The sequence below is a fragment of the Blautia sp. AF26-2 genome, assembly GCF_003460955.1.
GTDB lineage: Bacteria > Bacillota > Clostridia > Lachnospirales > Lachnospiraceae > Fusicatenibacter > Fusicatenibacter saccharivorans.
Genome location: NZ_QTWD01000003.1, coordinates 189,203 through 208,760 on the forward strand (window position 1 = coordinate 189,203; position 19,558 = coordinate 208,760).

Here is a 19,558-nt window from a genome sequence, read left to right on the forward strand (position 1 = left end):
TGCGTAAATTCGATGGACGCGTCTTATATCCCCATAGCTAAAGCAAGCGGTTTTACGACGCATTGGATAATATACAGAACGTCAACCTTCTTTCACCACTCTTTCATTGTACGCCAGTACATGTTGTGATAAAATTATACAAATATCAGTTTTTGTAATTTTTTTAATATAATACAAACAAGCCACACATAACACTGTACGAAAGGATCACAGCAAATGAAAACTCCTAAAATTGATTTTGTGATTACATGGGTAGACGGGTCAGATCCTGTCTGGGACATGCAGCGGCAGGAAACCTTAAGAAAGCAGGGAATCTTTGTGGATGAATCTCTGGATAACAGTACCGCAAGATATCGCGACTGGGATATTTTGAAATACTGGTTCCGTGGTGTTGAAACATTTGCACCATGGGTCAACCAAATTCATTTTATAACCTATGGGCATCTGCCGAAATGGTTAAAGGAAGAGCATCCCAAACTGCATATTGTGCGGCACGAGGATTTTATTCCTGCGGAATTTCTTCCTACCTTTAGTTCCCATCCGATTGAGTGGAATTTTCATCGCATTGAATGGCTGACAGAAAATTTTGTTTATTTCAATGATGATATGTTTCTCATAAAAAAAGTTTCTCCGGAAGATTTTTTTAGAGACGAAAGACCTGTTGACATGCTTGCGCTTCAGCCAGATGTTGCAAATGCAGATGACCAGATTATGCCGTATGTCTATCTGAACAATGCGATGGTTCTCGCCAAATATTTCGATAAACGGGAAAATATGAAGAAACAGCCGGGCGCATATTTTCATCCCGGCTATCCGTTGATGTATTTCGGATATAATCTTCTGGAAATGGCATTTCCGCGGTTTACCGGATTTTATACCGTACACGGACCATCCCCGCTAAAAAAAGAGTCCTACCGTTTCTTCTGGAAAAACGAAGAAGAGCTTTTGCATCATGTCTGTTGCCATCCTTTCCGTCATAAAGAAGATATCAGTCAGTATGTTCTGCGGGAATATCAGAAGCTGAGCGGAAATTTTGTTCCGAAGAATATTCATAAATTCTGCCGATACTTTAATCTGCAGCCGGAAAACCCGGAGCTGGTAAAGACGATTACGAAACAGAAGTCAAAATGTATTTGTATCAACGACAGCAACTTTGAAATCCCATATGAAAAAGTAAAACAAGAATTAAACCATGCATTTTCTATCCTGTTTCCGGAAAAATCACAGTTTGAGAAATAAAAAACTGTTTTTCTGTTCGTTCACGTGACAGATTATAAAGCAACATGTATTTTAATTAAAATTGTAATTTTTTACCTCAGATCTATTGACATGTGTGTGATTTTATTTCTATAATAATTTTGTAATAAAAAGAATTTTCACAAGAAAGGAAATTACTGACCTATGACTAAAACTTATAAAAAACCTGTTGTCTCTATCGACACCGGAATGGCAGAAGGCGTTTATGCGGCAAGCGGCCAAGGAACTCTGAATGTTACTTACCACGGCGTGTGGGATCGCTGGGGCACAAATGGCGGTAAAGGTCTTGCAATGGCAGACTGGTCAGGTATTAACGGAACGATCACATTGAACATTACGTTCAACGACACGGTTGATCAGGCGGAAACGGATGATGCATCTGTACAGGCATCCTGCTCCGGAAAGACTGCTACGTTTACCTTTGCCAGCACATCATCAAATCCGCTGACGATTGGTATCCATTTAAATCACGGAACCAGCATCGACGATCTGAAGATGACCGGCTTCACCTACTCGGTAAGCTAAAAAGCAAACCTGCTCTAAAAACTTTGATAACTGTTCAGAGCCAGGTCTTGCGGTTGTTAGTGCTAAAATTACCGATTCATCTTCAGCAAGTTATCAAAAGAAAAAGCAATGAGGTGCGTCCCCATTGCTTTTTCTTTTTTTATCTTTAAAAATCCTTCTCCATCTCCGCGATCTCCGTTTCACCCACCACTTCGCACTTCTTATCCCGAATCGCATACACTCTCGTACAGATCCCGAGTACCGTAGGCCGATGTGTCGTTACAATGCAGGTTCGCGGATACGTATCCGTCATAATATTGTTCAGCACCTTCCGCTCTGTCGCCACATCAAGTGCTGAGGTTGCTTCATCCAGCAGCAGAATCGGTGATTTCCGAAGCAGTGCGCGCGCAATCGAAAGCCGCTGTGCCTGCCCTTCTGAAAATCCGCCACCGCGTTCTTTCACCATACTCTCAATACCGTCTGGCAGTTTTTCCACAAAATCCCAGGCACATGCCAGCTTTAATGCCTCCATAATCTCTTCCTCCGTTGCTTCCGGCTTCACATTCCGCATATTTTCCGCTATTGTTCCCGAAAACATCGTGTTTCCCTGCGGCACGTAGGAAAACAGCTTTCGCGTAGACGGCGACAGGGCAAGCCTCTGCGATGGTTCCTCTCCTGCACCGATCCAGGCTTCCCCCTCCTGCGCACGCAGCAGGGACAAAATCAGGCGGAGCATGGTTGTTTTCCCCCCTCCCGACGGGCCAACCAGTGCAATAATCTCATGCGGCCACGCTTCCATCGAAGCATTCGAAAACACTTCCGTCCCTGTGTGATACGTATAGCAAAGATCCTGCATCTTAAGTCCGATGCCTCCCGACTGATATTTCTCCGCAAACCATTCTACTTCGCCATCCGCACTGTAATCCTCCTGCGGCATCTCTACGATATCCATCAAACGGCCGGCTGAAATGCCGAGTGATATCGCCGACGGCACAAGACTCACCAAAGAGTTGACCGCACCGGTCAGCGTACCGGAAAGGGACAGAAACATGGTCATCGTTCCATAGGAAATTGCTCCGCTCCAGACACGGTAAATTCCCCAGCCATAGCAGCTGTAGGAAACAACGTAGCTGATCAGCGTCATCAGAAGTGATGTTGCAATGGACATTTTCTGGAAATCGAGCCGCATTTTGATATAGTCCTGCTGCAGATTTTTCAAACGATTTACATAAAAACGGATCATATCGAATGCCTTAATCGTCTGAATGTTGGAAAATGCCTCCTGGTTGAAGCCGTACAGCTTCGCGCTCATCTGTGCGCTCCGCTGATTGTTGTTTGTCATACGCCGCAGCAGCGGGCGCGACAGCAGGGCACTGAACGGGATTCCGAGCAGTGCAAAGACTGCAAATGTCGGATCGTAATGAACAACAACTGCCAGTGCACTGATAAATTTTACCGTGTAAATCACAAGATTCGGCAGCCAGTTCAGAATACCTCCGGAAATGTTCGATGCGTCCGAGCTCCAGCGTGTAACCAGATCGCCCGTGTGATAAGTGGTTAAGGATTCCCAGTCCGTCACCAGAATTTTTTCAAAAATGTCATTCTGGATTTCCCGGTCTACTTTCAGGTTAATCATCGTCGAGGCATAACTGGTCGCCTGGGAAATCAGGGTATTTCCAAAGGAAAATCCTATCATCAGCGCAAAGGTCTGAATCAGCTTTCCTGTCTGGTGGCCTGTGATGATATCGACAAGATCCTTTGAGATCACACTCGATGCCAGTGAAACACCGGTTCCGAAAATGCCAAGCGCCGTATAAAAAAGCATGGCTTTCCAGTACCTTCTGGCGTACTGAAAAATCCAGCGAAATTCCTTCCACATCTTCTGCAGCATTTCTGCCTGAAGGTATTTCCCTATCTTCTGCCGAAGCTCCTTCATGATTCATCCTCCTGCGCCTGTTCCTTTGGAATCCTTTTTTTCATATTTTTCATACAATCGTCCGATCCTGCTTTCTGCCTTTTTTCATCCTCCTCGATCTGCCGCCGTATCGTTTCCGCCGCTGTGTCATTCTTTGTGCATCGCAGGAAGTAAACTGGCTTTTCCTTTGCAACCGCTTCTGCGAATTTTAAATTTTTTACCATCAGCTCTGCGGTCCAGGGTGGGGAAATCATGCGCTGCATCACGCGGAGCGTTTTCTGTTCTTCTGTCAGAGAAACCAGTTCTTCCGACGGCGCCTTTTCCAACAGTACAATTCCACCCAGCTCTTTTTTCTCCGCCGTAAAGATTTTTGATGTTCCGCACCACGGGATGCCATAGACAACGAATTTCTCTCCCTCTTTTCCGATCAGGTTCAGATCCCCGTTCAGAAACGGTGTCGCAAACAATTTTTTCCAGAGTGCCGTGTGGGTTGATTTTCCCATCCCCGACGGACCGGAAAACAGCCAGGCTTTTTCAAGATACAAAAGGGATGCCGAATGCAGTGCAAACATTCCCCTTCGCTGCGCCAGAAACAGAAATACCGGGCGGATTGCAAGGAAGAGGGAATCCTGCTCTTCCTCGTTGATAGGGCAGCGATAATAAATCCGCGCATAACTGCCGTCTTCTTTCATCCAGATTTCGTAAATATTTTTCAGTGTATCGAACCGGAAAACATAGCCCTCCTCCCAGATGGCAACCGTCAGATCCCTGTTGCGGATCAGAATGGTTCCGTTCTGACGGCTCCCTGGCAGACGTTCTGCCAGTTCCAGGATAAGATCCGGGATTGCTTTCTCCGGATTTCCGCCATCTGTCATGCGAAATGCATCAAACTGCTTCGGAATGCATCCTTTTTCTCCATAGACTTCGATTTTTATTCCCGCAATATGCAGCCGCCCCTCACAGCTTCCCTTCGGACAGCCCAGTTCCCGGCGCACAGCGCCAAATACAAGCAGTTCCTGTACAAATGCCTCTATATCCTTCGCCAGTTCTCCCTGCTCCTCTTTTGGGATCTCATAATATGCGGCCATCCTGTCTGTCAGTGCTTCCACCGTCTGCGGCTGTTCCAGCATTTCCCATAATCTCAGCGCCGTTTCATTCAGTTCCATTCCACGCTTCTGGTCCGCAATTTTCTGTCCATAGGGCAAAAGATAAACGGTTTTTCCGATTTTCTGCAGCAGATATCCTTCCTGTCTTCTGATTCTCATTTTTTGTTCCTTTCTGTCTTTTCGCTCTGGAAAAGAGATGCTATAATAAATCTATCTTTTTTTCAGAACGGAGTTTCCATATGTATACCTACGACATTGAACAGCTCTTAAAAGACGGCTCCGCGATCCGGCTGAAGCCGCAGGGCTACAGCATGTATCCGCTTTTTCATCCCGGACGGGATGAGGCCGTCATTGAGGCGTATCCGATTCATCTTCTCCGCCGCGGCGATATCATTCTTTACCGCCGCGAACAGGGCATCCTTGTACTTCACCGGATCTGCCGTATCACTTCGGATGGCTTTTATCTGGTCGGGGACAACCAGACCGAAATCGAAGGGCCGCTCCGCCCGGATCAGATCCGTGGGAAGATGACCGGTGTTGTGCGCAACGGGAAATCGTTTTCTGTCTCTCATCCGGTCTACCGCATGCTTTCCTCTCTCTGGCTGTTCCTGCGCCCCATCCGCCCGTTTTTCTGGCGTATCATGGCACTTTTTCGCAAAATTTCTTCCGGGCGGTAAGCCTTCAAATGACAGGCTGCCGCAAAAAATCATCTGCTTCCGCTTCTTTTCATTCCCCGCACCATTTTCACAATACTCTGGAGTCTCCAGCCTCTTCCAAAGAACACACCATTTAGTGCCAGCGGCACCAGAATACAGAGGACAAAACAGAAGATAAATGGCGTCATTCCACCGTTTCCATAGATCAACGGTATGATCCTTCGCGTCACTGCGACTTCCAGGATCATCACCGCAGTGTATTCGCCCAGATCCCTCGCATAGCGTATCGCTTCCTCTTTCATTCCCAGAAAATCCCGGAAAAAGATAACGTAGCGATAGGAGATCTGCAGCAAATAGGAAAGTAAGGTTCCAAGAAGGACTCCTGTCATGCCATATGGTCTTACAAGTGCAAGCGATACGACCAGATTCAGAACCGCACTTGATGCGCCTGCATTTTTTTCTTTTTCAAACAGTCCTGTTACCCCCATCATAAGACTGAGCGGCAGTCCCGTGATTTTGATCAGCAGCACCACAATACAAAGCACTGCTGTTCCCCATCCAAGCTCATACGCGGGACTCAGCCAGATATCGCAGATAAACGGAGTAATCAGTGAAAAAAGTCCCACTGCCACGACGGAAGAAATGCAGAAGAACACAAAGGTCAGCTGCCGCAGAATTTCATAGTTCCGCCGATAATTCTTTTCGGTAAAATAATCCCCGATGGTCGGCTGAATCGTGTTGGCAAGAATCGTAAGAATATTGATAATTGCCTGCGTAATCATGCTGTAGTTCGCATACCGTCCTACTGTACCGACGCCGATGAACCCGGAGATAATCAGGTTATCGGTACAGTTCAGCATTTTGTCCGAAACCCTGGAGATAAACACGTTTTTCAGATCCTTTAAGATCAGCTCCTTAAAGAAAGAGGAACCTTTTTCTTTCCGCAGCTGATGAAGGAACGGATATTTCCGTTCCACATACCAGTTAATCCAGATGTTCAGCATCACCTCTGTCACAATCCCAATACCAAGTGCCAGAAGATAATTCTGCTGATATGTCACAAGAAGAATAATCGCCAGATAGCTTACAACATTTAAAATCAGGCCGGCGATACTCGCAATGTATTCCTTCTGGTCTGCAATTAAAAGCGATTTTCGATCGGTGAGCAGATAGGAAAGCACCGTGCGAATCAGCCACATAGCGTACAGTATCCGAATATACGTCAGGGAGTAGCTGTTGTTTTTCATAAACAGATGAATCAGCGGAAGCAGCAGCATTCCCGCCGTGAATACAATCACCGCAAAAATACGGTACGCCTTCCGGTACAGGTTCATCAGCGATGCAATCTCATGCTCATCCTTCCTTGCAAGTGCTCCGTACAGATGATAAACAATGGCTGTCGAAATGCCGAGTTCTGTCACGGACAGGATGTTGATAACATTGGAAATGACTCCGTTCATGCCGACAAGTTCCGCACCCATATACAGATTCATCGCCCGCTGGCTGAAAAATCCAAGAATCAGGAGTGCAAACTGCGAAAACATACTGAAAAAGCTGTTTCGAAATAGATTTTTAATCCGCATGATGTCCTCCTTTTCTTTGTTATGTACTCTCATTACTTTTTTCTGCTGTTTTTCTGGTTTTTACTGTTTCGAAATGGTATGATGGGATGATACGGCACCGTTTTTACAGAAAACCAGGCGATCGCAAATGCTTTTGTCACTGGACTTATATCTGCCTGATCAGAAAGGATTTTTATGAAAAAAAGAGCTTTTTCCCGTATTTTATTCTCGCTTCTGCTCCTGTTGTTTCTCATCCTGTTTGCTTTTCTTTGCATCTGCGCTTTTTATCATGTCAGTTATACACCGGAAGCGTGTACGGAATCCGCAGATGAATTGTCCAATCCATATATCGGATTTTATTCGATGTACGGCTACGTTCTCGGAAACGATACACTCTCCAATCTTCCCGACCCGGATTCCAATCCCGAAGAGACACCCGGACTTGTGATGCTGGAGCTGAATCTGCGCCGGTTTGCCGATCAGGATATTTCCGATCCGGCACTTGCACAGCTTGACACGATTTTGTCCTCCTGGCAGAAACACGGAAATTCGATGATTCTGCGCTTTCTGTACGACTGGGACGGCAAAGCGAAAGAATCGGAACCGCAAAGCCTCGACCAGATTCTGCGCCACATGGATCAGACTGCTGCAATCGTAAACCGCTACACGGACAGTGTTTTTCTGATCCAGGGCATTTTTATCGGTAACTGCGGAGAGATGAATGGCTCCGACCATCTGTCCGATGAAGACTGCTCCATTCTGATGCAGCATCTGGCAGACGTGATCGATCCTTCGATTTTTCTGTCCGTCCGCACACCGGTACAGCGACGGAGGATTCTGAACTCAGCAGAACTGCCTTCCGCAGAAACTGCTTTTGACGGCTCACTTTCCTCCCGCCTCGGGCTTTTCAATGACGGAATGCTCGGAACAGCAAACGACACCGGCACATACGGAGATACGCCTGCCTCTGCGGATGCTTACCGCTCTGCCTGGGTGCGCGAGGATGAGCTGGACTTTCAGAACAGGCTCTGCAATTTCGTCCCAAACGGCGGCGAGGTGATTCTCGACAATCCCTTCAATGACTTTGACCATGCCCTTTCGGATCTCTCCCGGATGCATGTTTCTTATTTGAATTCGGAGCATGACCTGGTGGTTCTGGATAAATGGAAAAATTCGGTTTACCACGATGAAGTCTCTGTTTTTGACGGTATCTCCGGCTACGACTATATCGCGCGCCATATGGGTTACCGCTATGTGGCGCGTAACACCACCCTGCATCAGTCCCGGCTGAACATAGAACTTGAAAATGTCGGCTTTTCCGTCGGCTACCGCAGACTTAATCTGGAAATCACCCTGGTTTCCGATGACGGCAAGGTTTTCTCCTTCCCGCTTTCCGGGGATTCCAGATTCTGGCTCCCAAAAAATACCACAGAGCTTTCGGTTTCCCTTCCGTTCCGTGAGCTGGAAAAGGGAACTTATACGGTATATTTTCGGATGACCGATCCGTCACTTTGGCGGGAAATCCAGCCTGCCAACACGTTTTCCCATGATTCTTACGGATTCCGGCTCGGAACACTGAAGCTGGAAAAGCTGCTCTGATACGTGCCCAGAAACACACGCCCGCTTTCCGCATTCTGATTGGCGAACAGGAGCGGACGCCCATCCCGCCTGCGGTATAATGCCAGAAACATTTTTTTTGGTTCTGCCACCGCAGGCAGTTTGATTTGCCGGCAAAGTATGGTGGTATCTCCACTGTGCCAGGCTCTGGCATCGGTATGGATCCTGTATTTTTCCGGCTTTTTGTTCTCCTCTTCTATCTCCAGGAAACAGTCGGCTTCTTCCGTCAGCCCGGCAAATCCGTGGTTTTCCAGGGTAATCCGCATCAAGCTCATCTGACCGGAAGAATCTTCCCCCATTTTCCACATGCGATTCTCTTTTTCTGAAAGAATTTCCACATTTTCCACTACAAACCGGTAACCAAGACGTTTTCCCACAGCTTCGAAGCCGGATACACCGTTTATGGTTTCTTTTTTCCATTGTTCCAGCAGCTGCAGGTCATACGTACTGTTCAGATAGGAAATGTGCATCTTTTCCAGATCCCTGATTGCTTCCTCTGCCGAAACATTCTCTTCTCCGGCTGCACGCTGTACTGCCTCGCCGCCGCAAAAACGGCCGCGCATTGCCGTTCTCTGCCAGTCAAGTTCCGCCCCACGGCTCTGCGGCTCCTGCTCCGGTGTTTCCATCGCCAGAGTACCGTATGTACCAAGATCGGTTTCCGATCCGAACATCCCATCGTTATACAGAGTCAGATATTTTTTCTCTTCTTCTGTAAAGTTTCTTGCCAGCTCCCGCCACTGGGAGGGTCTGCGCACCGCAAGCGGACAGGCGCCTTCCAGCGCATCTTGCATAGTCCGAACCAGCGTCCGGAACCCGTCCGGTGTCAGATACCGGGATCCATGCATTTCTCCCCAGTTTCCGATCAGGATTCCCTGCACAACATAGATATCTTCCGAAAATTCCCGGATTGCCGCGCCAAGCTGCCGCATATGTTCCTGTACGGTTTTGATGCTGCCCGGCTCGCGTTCCAATCCTTTTCCTTCCAGATCATAGGCAAACCGAAGGATCATTCCCTTCTTTTGGTCCCGGAAAAATGCGAGAATTTTCCGCACCCACGCCATCGACTCCTGTGGGATCCTGCCGGTTCGAAATGCTCCGATCCCAATCCGCAGAAGTACAAGCTCTTCTTCCTTACAGGCAAGATACAGGGGTTCGTCTGTTTTTGCCGCATCAAACGTATACAAATGGTACCAGCCGCAGCCCGGATTCTGTACCGCACCTTTACACTCTGCAAAATCTGCCCGAGAGAACGCGGGATCACTCGCCGGTTCGCTCTGTGCTGTTTTCTGCTTTTTCAGAAAACGGTTCCATTTTTCTTTCCACATCTTTTCGCCCTGCTCCCGCATCCATCTTTAAAACCTTACACCGGAAAATCACGGCCAGTACGCTGTAGAACATCCGCGTCATATACCAGATGGGTTTCAGCCCGGAATGCATGCTTGTTCCCGAGGTCCGGATATGCATGACTGCCGGAATTTCAACCACTTTAAAATCAAGCAGCATCATCTGTGTGATCATGTTGGTATCCGGATATTTGTCATCAAAATGATTGTATTTTGAATAATAAAGCACTGCCTTGCGGCTGAGCCCCTGCAGTCCTGTCGTCGGATCTGCAATCCATCTTCCCGTCGCGATGTGCAGCATACGCCGGAATAGGCGGAATGCCAGCTTTTTTGCAAAGCCTACCGAAAACTCTGCGCTTCCATCCATAAAACGGGATCCCAGCACAATATCCGGTGTTCTTCCGTCTGTATCTTTTTCTTTCAGTTTTTCATAAATTTTTCGAATGTTGCATACATCATGCTGACCGTCCGCATCCATCTGGATCACGTACCGGTAGCCCCTGCGGATCGCATATTTATAGCCAAGCTGCAGACCGCTTCCGTAACCGAGATTGAAAACATGCGTTACTACCGCATAGCCGCGCTGTTTTACCATCCAGATTGTGTTATCGGAGGACGCATCGTTCATAACCAGTACATCTACCAGCTCCGCGATCTCCGGCTGTGCCAGCTGATCCATCACTTTTCCTATGTTTTTTTCTTCGTTGTATGCCGGAATAATCAGTAATACTTCTTTCTGCTCCATAGTTCCCGCCTCATTTCATCAGATCCAGCAGCCGCCAAATTTCCTCTGTCTGTCCGTTCCCTTTCTGTTTTGCTGCCGCCACAATCCGCTCTTTTTTTTCGGTATCATCGATCAGTTCTTCTATTTTCCGGGCAATGCCCTCCGGGGTCAGCAAGCAGAGCAGACCATCGACTCCATCCTCTATCTGCTCACGGTTTCCTGCACAGTCTGACGCAATCACGGCACAGCCAAGCGCCTGGGCCTCCTGAATGGCAATGCTTTTCCCCTCAAACCGTGTCGCATGTACATAGAGATCACACTGTGCATAGTAGGGAAACGGATTTTCCTTTATGCCAAGCAGAATAAAGTCCTTCTGCAGTCTGAGCTCTGCAATCTGTTTTTCAAGAGCCTTCCGTTCTGGACCTTCGCCCACAACATACCACCGCGCCTTGTATCCGGCATCTCTGATCTGTTTCATTGCCAGAATGGCGATATCATATGCTTTCTGGTGTGCCAGCCTTCCAACCGTTAAAATACGGACACCGTCATAAGAATCCGAAAAGCCACCCGGCTTTTTAGCCTCTCTCTCGATCCGCTCTCTGTCTATGATATTGTGAAAAACCTGCACTTTTTCTTCATACTCCGGGTAAAACTCCAGGAAATGGCGGCGTGTCTCCCCGGAAACCGTATAGATAACATCCATTTTCTCGTAGCAGTCGCGGTCCATTTCCCGTGTATATCCGGAATCGCCGTAAGCAATATGGACAAATGCAGCTTTTTTCTTTGCATTCACGTGATCCGCAACGTAATAAGCAGAGCCGCCTTCCAGATAAGCAACCGCAAGATCAAAGGTTTCATCCAACCGGTCTGCCCCGTCCGAAAGGACTCTCCAGAGCAGTTTATCCGGCTGAATTTTCCCCGCCTTCTTCATCACGCGCAGATTCTTCATCAGATACCTGATTTTTTCCATGGTGTGTCCGTGCCGGAACAATGCCATCACCGATGTCTGCAGCAGTTTTCGCCTTCCTGCACCGGAGAGTACGGAATCCTCACAGATCCTTTTGTTTTTTATATGAACTTCCGGCGGCACCCTTGAAATCATTTCCCCCTGTCCCAGCAGTACATACAGCGAAATTTCATATTTCTCTGTATCCAGATGGTTCAGAAGCTCCAGCAAAGCCGTTTCTGCTCCTGCACGGCCAAGCGTATTGATTACAAACAGTATTTTTTTCATAAGTCTCTTGCCTGCTTTCCTGTCAGACGTTCCAGCTCTTTTATGATTCTCTCATTCTCCTGGTTCAGCAGAGAAACCTGCATTGCCAGTTCCTGATTTTTCATCAGCAGAGAAGAAATCTGTATTGTCATCTGATACATGCCCCACACGACAAGGAACCCGGTAAGCAGCAGCACCGCCAGACTTCCCAGACTTAAGCGGCTGCTCCAGCCGGAGAACTTCGGAACCGCACCGCTTAAGATTGCCGCAAGGCCGAGCAGCTCCCAGGTAACCGCCAGATTTATCGTCAGTTTCTTTTTCGCATGCAGCACAAACGTCACTGCCATAATCCCAAGCCCTGCCAGGATCACACAAACCTTTATAATTGTCGCTGTACTCATCGTTTCATCTCATCCTTCTGTTTCTGCTCTTCTGCCCTCTGAAATACCAGACCGGATGGGCGCTTTCCTTTCCCGTGCCTGATCAGATTTCCGCGGCAGAAAACGTGCGCATCCATATTTTTTTCCACCCATCGCAGTCTCGCAAACGCCACGCTCCATCCTGCAAACGATCCTGCTATGACCCCAGCTCCATACCAGACGGCCGGCAGATGGGTAGCAATCAGGCTGCCGATCCAGGTAACAAGACAGAACACAATCGCCGTCAGGATTGCGCCGGTCAGGTCATCGAAATAATACAGAAAAATGATTTCCGCATACATAAGGAACAGAATAAAATATCCAACTGCAAGGGACGGATAAATTTTCATGGTCATGCCGGAAAAGCCTTCTTGCGGCAGGAAAATCACGCAAATCAGATATATCACAACGGAAATCATAAACTGAAGGCGTGCAAGCGTCATCAACTCACTGGAAAGCTGGCGGAACATACGCTTTTTTGCATTTTCGATATCGTCTCCCTTTCCGCCAATCACCGCCTCGGAATACAGCTTGTATTTCTCATGGAAACGCATTTCAACGCGCGCAATGAAAATAATCGATGCCGAGAGATTGGTAAACATGGCAAGGCAGGAAGCCATGTCATATGGCTGATTGCAGACAAAGCTCTTTACCAGCTCCATCCGCATATCGGTTGTCCAGAACACAAAGTTATGGATATACAGCCCCAGAATATACAGAAAATTCGAAAAAATCAGTTTCCAGTATTTTCTGAAATACTGCAGCACCGGCCGGTAGCGGTTACTGTTTTTGACAAAATACCGCCGGATCAGGGCGTTTTCCAGTGTTGCCGTCACAAAAAATCCAACCGTCAGGGAAAATAGCATGCTGCGCGTCGTCTCCCATTTCATGAGGAAATGCAGAATCAATGCCAGGACAAATGCAACCAGCATTCCAAAGAAGAAATACTGTGAAATCCTCTGATAATCCTTACAGATGGAAAGATAAATCATGGAATAGAAAACCAGCACCAGGCTGATATAGCCACAGAAACTGCAAAATACATACGCCGTTGACACCTTCCCGACAAAATGCTCCCACAGACAGAACGGAATGCCGACCAGACAGCTCAATCCGATATTCAGAAGCATTCCGATCTGATAGCACGGCAGGATGTCCTGATACCGTTCCTCGTAGATCACGTCGGACATATAACGGGACAGCACCGCATTAAACGGTGATGCCGTCAGTAACGCAAAAATAAAGATATAGAGAATCGTACAGGAAAACAGCTCACGCGTAGCATATCCGACACTGGAAAATTCGAGCAGCTCCTCCATTAAGATCAGATTGAAAATGACGACCATCATCGGCGCAATCGTTACAACGGTACTGTAGGAGAATCCAATCAAATTTGTCGTAATGGTATTTTTTTCAAAAATCCGATTCAGGCGAACGCCGATTCCTGCCATGCCATCTATCCCCTTTCCACCTTGCGGTGTTTATTTTATTTCTGTTTTTCCGGCAGCTTTACCGGTTCCTCCTGCCATTTCTGGCCCATCTGCTCCGCAAAATCGCGGTAAATCTCCCAGTATGTTTTCTGCATATATTCCACACGGTATTTCTGCATAACACGGCGGTATCCGGTTTCTCCCATTTCGAGGCGTTTTTTCTCACCGGCCGCCATATCCAGCATTGCCTGTGCGATTTCTTCTATATTCATGATATGCGTAACTATTCCGGCTGCGCCGAAATCATCGCTCTCACCGTAGATCAGACCATAGCAGTTTCCGACATCTGTCGCAATAACCGGCTTGTGTGCCGCATAGCTCTCCAGAATCGTCAGCGGCTGGCCTTCGCTGATGCTGGTCAAAATCGTCACATCCATTCTTCCCAGATAATCCCGGATATTGATTCTTCCGGTAAATACCACGTCCGGAACTTCCAGATCCGATACGAGCTGGAAGCATTCCTCGGCATACTCCCGGTCCTCCTCCCATGGTCCCATGATCCAGAGCTTCAGTCTTCTGTCGCGCTCTTTTGCAAAGGCAAATGCCTGGATCATCGTTTTCACATCCTTGATGGGTGTGACACGAAGAACTGCACCGATGTTCACCATTCCCGTATCCTCTTCGGTCTTTCCCGGGATATTCTGAAGATTTTCCACACGGATTCCATTCGGTGTGACCATCGTCTTTTCCACCGGACAGCCAAGCTCAACCTGCAGCTCCCGCGCGTGCTCAAACAGGGAGGTAATCAGAGTTCCCTCGTTGTACGCCAGCTTTGACATTTTCCGGAACTGGTCAATCCAGATATTTTTGTAGATTCCCGCAACCCACTTCGCTTTAATCAGCTCCTCCTCGCGTTCCCGGGTGTAAATACCGTGTTCCGAAATCAGGAGACGGCTTCCATAGAAATGCTTTGCCATGGCGCCAAGCACGCCGGCATAGCCGGTTGCAACGCAGTGATAAAGATCCGCCTTCGGGAGCTCGGTCTGCATTGTGAGAAACAGCGGCAGATAGATGGAGCGCATAGTCCATAAAAAGTCAGAGAAAACGATCTGGCTGTATTTCAGGTTGTAGCACTCTTTCACGGCATTCAGAAAATCCTCTCCCATCAGGAGCGCATTCAGGGAAACATCTTCTTTCCGGAACAGATCAAACAGGACATTCCACTCGATATCCTGATCAAGAAGCAGACTTCGAAGTGCCTGATACTGCTCTTTCTTCAGCCGATGTTTATGTCGTTTTTTACTTCCGCCCCAGTCCACATCGTCCAGATAGAGTTCATAGACGGCGGAGACATTTTGGGGCAGCTCATACGCATACTTTCCGCGCTGGGAACGGTTTGCCGCAATGGCGAGGATGATAAATTCTGTTTTTGGGAAAAGCTGGATCAGACTGTGTACCCAGCTGGAAACACCGCCTACCACAAAGGGATAGCAGCCCTCCGCTACCATACAGACTTTCATTCGTTTTTCACCCCCTCTTCATAGTAATACCGCCGGTCGGATGCACGAAGTGTAATCGTTACTTCACTCTTTTCCGCGCGGATCAGCCATGCAGAATCCTCCAGCTTTTCTGCCGTTCCGCCCGTGACCTTTTCAACGCTTTCATTGTGTGTCCGAATCACATAGTACGCAGTTTTCTCTGTTCCCGTGGTCTTTAAGGTGATGGTGTCGCCCTCTCTTTCGTCCTCGCAGCGTAAGTTCAGGAAGGTGCGGATTCTGGAATCGCAGGTGGAAACCGTGGTACCGTCAAATCCGGAAAATGGCTGCCAGTAGGTTCCGAGGTTGGAGGCAAATTCTTTGACGATTTTTTCCCAGCGGTCCTCCTCTGTTTTCGGATAAATCACTCTGCTTAAATCCAGCTCTACACTGGCATAGCCGAGCGCACTTTCAATACTCTTCATTTTCATCCAGGAACGATAGGTAAAACGTCCGGTATCTTCCGTGACAATTTTCTGCTGTGTCGTCTGTGCATCCAGGTAGCTGACCAGATCGCCAGCCGTATCTTTGCTCTTAACTACGGTGCGGACACTCCCAAGAGCAGACTGCTGTAAAGCTGTTTCCATCTCCTGTTCACTCAGGTTTCCACTGAAAAAGGAGGAAAAGTAAAAATCCGAAAGATTTTTCTGCATGAAGCTCTGATCTTCGTCTAATTTTTCCTTTACGGATGTTTCGGATTCTGTAAAACCGGAAAGTCCCATCTCGCCTTTTTCTTCGTTGAGCAGCTTCGCATAATAATGCAGCAGCTCGCCATCTGCTTCTGCCGGAGCATCATAATCCAGTTTTGGTGCCACCATACAGGTAAGACCGAAATGATTTTTTCTGTAGATTGCTGCAATCGACGGCCAGACAATATCGCGGTTAACACCTTTTGTTCCGTTTCCGTAAATCTCCTGCATTTTGTCCGTATTTTCCTCTGCAAGTGACGGAAAGTTCTGCACAACAAGATTCTGCGCATTTACAACCGGATAAATCAGATAATTTCTGGTTTCATACACCATTCCCGTCAGCAGTCCCAGCCCGGTTTCATCCCCCATATAATCTCCATTTACGGCAAATACACTGGCTGTCCCGAAATTTTTCCGCCAGATCACAACCGGATAATCCTGGGTTTTCAGCGTCTGATCCTCCGGAAAGCCTTTCATATAAGTTTTGGTTCCATCTCCAAGCTTAAACCATGGAAACGTAAGCTTAAGATCCTGCCTGTTTTCTTCTTCCTTATTTTCGGCCCGGTAAATATTTTCTCCGCCGAGCATCAGATTGTCATACAGATCCAACCCCGTTACGGTTGTAGAATCCTCTTTTACTTCTGCAATTCCAACCAGCTCCCGCAGCTTCTGATTTTTCCGGATCACAGACACCTCCGGGAGATTTGCAAACACAACATGGATCCCCTCATTCACACTGTTCTGCAGATCTACGACATCCTTTAAGGCGGTCCAGTCGATGCTTTCTGAATTCACTACAATCATCTCCGGCTGCTTTGCACCTTTCTTCTCCATTGCCTGCTCATATTTGCGCATGGATGGATAAACTGCAGCTTCGTACTTCATATACCGGCACCATTCACAGACAACCGCCCCCACAGAATGCTCCTCGGCTTCTCCGATATAGACGATCGTTCCCCGGCTTCCTGTTATGTTTTTCTCGCCGGATGCGTCTTCTGTTCCAAATGCGCCGCTGCCATCTTCCAGATCTTCTTTCTCTGCCGCATACGCATTTTTTTCATAGTGGTTCAGTTTTTCCTTTGCCAGATTCAGACCCTGAAACAAAAAGAGGATGATTGCCATAAGCATTGTGATCGCTGCAAAATTTCTGCGGGAAACCATTTTTTCTTCCTCCTTCTGTCATCAAGTCTTTTTTGTTGAAATTTCAGTTTTTTCAGCCCTGTCTGTCTCTTTGTTTTTTCCCGTCTTCTCTACTTTGGCATTGGATTGTTGTAGCCATAATCAATCGCAAGGTTGTATGGACTGTTAACGTTCTGCTGAAGGCAATAGCAGATAAAGCTGTCGGATTCATAGTAAACTTCCATTTCATTCGGGTAAAGCTCTTGGAACCTCTGTGCCCACTCATACATATGGCTCATCGTGATCCAGCGATTCTCTCCTGTGTAGGGATGAAGTCCACCGGTAAACGGAAGTGGCGTTTCCGCTCCCTTGGCTGTGACTTCTTCGTGTTTCGTACTTTCCCCATAATCAACTGGTATCTTTTCAATAAAAAAATACACGTATTTCGTTGGTATTATAATCTCCGGATTCTGCCCCAGATCTTTCAATTGATTTAATAAGGTAATGGTCTCATAGTGATATCCATAAAATTCTGTCATGCGAAGCTCATCATTCGCTGAACAGATTGTCCATGTAAAATCTTTATTTTCCCGCAAGATATTGGTAACGCATACCATGGCTCCGTTATCTTCCAGTGCTCCGACCTTTACCGGCTCTCTTATAAGACCCTGCGATAAAACGGCTGTTACAGCCGTCACAAGTGTCAGGAGGGAAGCAATCCCGCCAAGCCATCTTCGCTTCCACCGGCGTATCGCCAGATACACCACTGTATCTACGCCAAGCGCCCAGGCAAAGCAGATGGCATAGCACAGGAAAATGCCGCAGCGATTGGCATCCATCAGCGCCGGAAGATGCAGCAGCGATGCACACTGCAAAGAACACATGCATAGCAGATAAACAGCCGCAGACAAAACAGCTCCCGCAAAATCGTTTTCACGCAGCACTGCCAGGAGGATGCCAAGAAGCAGCAAAATTGCAATACTTCCCAGCGTAATTTCTGCGATATATGGTTTTACATTCATGACATTAACGCGGATGCTTTCCCGCACTGCCGATCCTTTTTCTTTGAGCCTCTCCGACAGCGGTTTCTGCTGCTTTTGTATTCTTTCTTCTGCCGCTTTTCGCAGCTCTTCTATCCGGGACTGGCTGAGCACAGAACCGGTTTCACCGTTCTTGGTTGTGTTGCCGCTGCTTTCTGCTTCGCCGGCCGTCAGACTGTCGGATACACCGTCCTGTGATAAAGTACCTGCTGTATCCGCATCCTCCTGCTTTTTATCACCGGTAATGACGTTCATTCCCCAGTACAGCGATCCCTGCAGCCCCTTTCCCATCGCAACGCCCGCCGCCATCGGCAGGACTGAGAGAAGGACGCTTAATATTCCCGTAATCAGGATTCTTCTGAAATAGTTCCACCGGAAAAAACGAAAGCAGAAGCCAACAGCAACGCCAATACAAAACAGGCCTGCAGCCATCGTACCGTAAAAATGAACGGTCAGCGTCAGCGAAAATCCAATCGCAAACTGTACCAGATACCAGCGGCAGTTTCCGTTCCGTTCTTTTGCAAATTCCTGAAAAAAACGGATCGCCATACAGACAGAGGTCAGGACAAAAATCATACTGAACTCCTGCGGCAGTGCACTTTCAAAACGGGCGTACGTACTCCGGTTGAAGATATCCATCACATAAAACAGTATCCCAAAATACGGCGTAAACCTTCCCCTGCACACCATTTTCAGCGCCGCGACCAGTGCCAGATACACAAAATACGTCTGCACTACGCCGAAAATCCGAAGCAGCACATAGGTAGGAATTCCAAATACCATATGAAGATAATAAATCACAATATGGAATCCATACGGATACACGCCCGCAACCCAGATATTATTCCGCTCAAGCTCATTGATCCAGTAATTGTGCACCGGAATATCACTTGCTTTGTAGCCGAACGTTTCCACCATATTCGGTCCATACACATACGTGATCGCTGCAATTGCCGCCAGCAGCACTGCTATTTCCGGCAGCGCATGCAGCCATTGCTTTCGTTTTCCCCGAAAACACCGCTCGTAAACGGTTCTCCGAAGCTGCGCCAGAGATGTCTTTTTGCCCCGCTCTCCATCAAGCAATCGTTCGATCCGCACCAGCAGGCTCTCCATTGCTCCCGGGATCTGTTTTTTTCTTTTCCAGATCCAGATAAAAAGGAATGGCCCTGCAGTTCCGAGGAGCAGCGTCACACGGCTGCTGATCCGAAGAAACTGCAGCAGATAAACGAGATAAATGATATAAAAATTCCCTGCGAAGAAATAAGCGATCAGTTGTTCTGCAACGGAAAACCGATGAAACCTCTTCCCAAGGATCCGCCATGGAAGAAACAGGGTTACGATGCCATAGGCAGCAAAAATTTCCAGAAATTGTAAAATTGTCAGCCATCTCATGGACATCTCTTCGTCCCTCCTTTCGCGGAAATGATTT

General features: G+C 47.6%; 15 protein-coding genes. 4 read left to right on the forward strand and 11 right to left on the reverse strand.

What is annotated here, in order from left to right; genetic code table 11:
- Positions 1–216: 216 nt before the first annotated feature.
- Both DWY63_RS06050 and DWY63_RS06055 read left to right on the forward strand, forming a co-directional pair.
- On the forward strand, positions 217–1,239 hold the full coding sequence (locus tag DWY63_RS06050; RefSeq protein WP_117801614.1) for a stealth family protein: 1,023 nt from the start codon (positions 217–219) through the stop codon (positions 1,237–1,239).
- Positions 1,240–1,401: 162 nt separating this feature from the next.
- A complete protein-coding gene (locus DWY63_RS06055; RefSeq protein ID WP_117801615.1) occupies positions 1,402–1,782 on the forward strand; it encodes a hypothetical protein in 381 nt (126 codons plus the stop codon).
- Between the two features lie 145 nt (positions 1,783–1,927).
- On the opposite strand, the gene DWY63_RS06060 is transcribed toward DWY63_RS06055, so the two are convergent.
- Both DWY63_RS06060 and DWY63_RS06065 read right to left on the reverse strand, forming a co-directional pair.
- Positions 1,928–3,697 (reverse strand): peptidase domain-containing ABC transporter, encoded by a 1,770-nt coding sequence (locus tag DWY63_RS06060; protein ID WP_117801616.1) that lies wholly within the window; start codon positions 3,695–3,697, stop codon positions 1,928–1,930.
- Complete coding sequence (locus tag DWY63_RS06065; RefSeq protein WP_117801617.1) at positions 3,694–4,941, reverse strand: PqqD family protein; 1,248 nt, start codon at positions 4,939–4,941, stop codon at positions 3,694–3,696. The genes DWY63_RS06060 and DWY63_RS06065 overlap by 4 nt, the downstream gene beginning before the upstream one ends.
- An 80-nt stretch (positions 4,942–5,021) precedes the next feature.
- Between DWY63_RS06065 and DWY63_RS06070 the strand changes: the two genes are divergently transcribed.
- On the forward strand, positions 5,022–5,459 hold the full coding sequence (locus DWY63_RS06070; protein ID WP_117801618.1) for a S24/S26 family peptidase: 438 nt from the start codon (positions 5,022–5,024) through the stop codon (positions 5,457–5,459).
- Between the two features lie 29 nt (positions 5,460–5,488).
- On the opposite strand, the gene DWY63_RS06075 is transcribed toward DWY63_RS06070, so the two are convergent.
- Complete coding sequence (locus DWY63_RS06075) at positions 5,489–7,054, reverse strand: lipopolysaccharide biosynthesis protein (RefSeq protein ID WP_117801619.1); 1,566 nt, start codon at positions 7,052–7,054, stop codon at positions 5,489–5,491.
- A 141-nt stretch (positions 7,055–7,195) separates the two neighbouring features.
- Between DWY63_RS06075 and DWY63_RS06080 the strand changes: the two genes are divergently transcribed.
- Entirely contained in the window at positions 7,196–8,599 is a 1,404-nt protein-coding gene (locus tag DWY63_RS06080; RefSeq protein WP_117801620.1) for a DUF4832 domain-containing protein, read from the forward strand.
- Here the strand turns inward: DWY63_RS06080 and DWY63_RS06085 are convergent.
- From DWY63_RS06085 to DWY63_RS06120, 8 genes are all read right to left on the reverse strand, one after another.
- Positions 8,554–9,942, reverse strand: a complete 1,389-nt coding sequence (locus tag DWY63_RS06085) for a DUF4874 domain-containing protein (RefSeq protein WP_158555017.1) — start codon at positions 9,940–9,942, stop codon at positions 8,554–8,556. The genes DWY63_RS06080 and DWY63_RS06085 overlap by 46 nt on opposite strands.
- Positions 9,875–10,705, reverse strand: coding sequence for a glycosyltransferase family 2 protein (locus DWY63_RS06090; protein WP_117510142.1), 831 nt, complete (start codon positions 10,703–10,705; stop codon positions 9,875–9,877). The genes DWY63_RS06085 and DWY63_RS06090 overlap by 68 nt, the downstream gene beginning before the upstream one ends.
- A 10-nt stretch (positions 10,706–10,715) precedes the next feature.
- On the reverse strand, positions 10,716–11,918 hold the full coding sequence (locus tag DWY63_RS06095; protein ID WP_117801621.1) for a glycosyltransferase: 1,203 nt from the start codon (positions 11,916–11,918) through the stop codon (positions 10,716–10,718).
- Positions 11,915–12,298: a DUF2304 domain-containing protein gene (locus DWY63_RS06100; RefSeq protein ID WP_117510144.1), complete on the reverse strand. Its 384-nt coding sequence runs from the start codon at positions 12,296–12,298 to the stop codon at positions 11,915–11,917. Before DWY63_RS06100 ends, DWY63_RS06095 begins: the two co-directional genes overlap by 4 nt.
- On the reverse strand, positions 12,295–13,767 hold the full coding sequence (pelG, locus tag DWY63_RS06105) for an exopolysaccharide Pel transporter PelG (protein WP_117801622.1): 1,473 nt from the start codon (positions 13,765–13,767) through the stop codon (positions 12,295–12,297). The genes DWY63_RS06100 and pelG overlap by 4 nt, the downstream gene beginning before the upstream one ends.
- Positions 13,768–13,802: 35 nt before the next feature.
- Positions 13,803–15,266: a GT4 family glycosyltransferase PelF gene (gene pelF / locus DWY63_RS06110; RefSeq protein ID WP_117801623.1), complete on the reverse strand. Its 1,464-nt coding sequence runs from the start codon at positions 15,264–15,266 to the stop codon at positions 13,803–13,805.
- A complete protein-coding gene (locus DWY63_RS06115) occupies positions 15,263–17,131 on the reverse strand; it encodes a DUF2194 domain-containing protein (RefSeq protein WP_117801624.1) in 1,869 nt (622 codons plus the stop codon). The genes pelF and DWY63_RS06115 overlap by 4 nt, the downstream gene beginning before the upstream one ends.
- Before the next feature lie 89 nt (positions 17,132–17,220).
- Positions 17,221–19,527 (reverse strand): hypothetical protein, encoded by a 2,307-nt coding sequence (locus DWY63_RS06120; RefSeq protein WP_117801625.1) that lies wholly within the window; start codon positions 19,525–19,527, stop codon positions 17,221–17,223.
- Positions 19,528–19,558 lie beyond the last annotated feature (31 nt).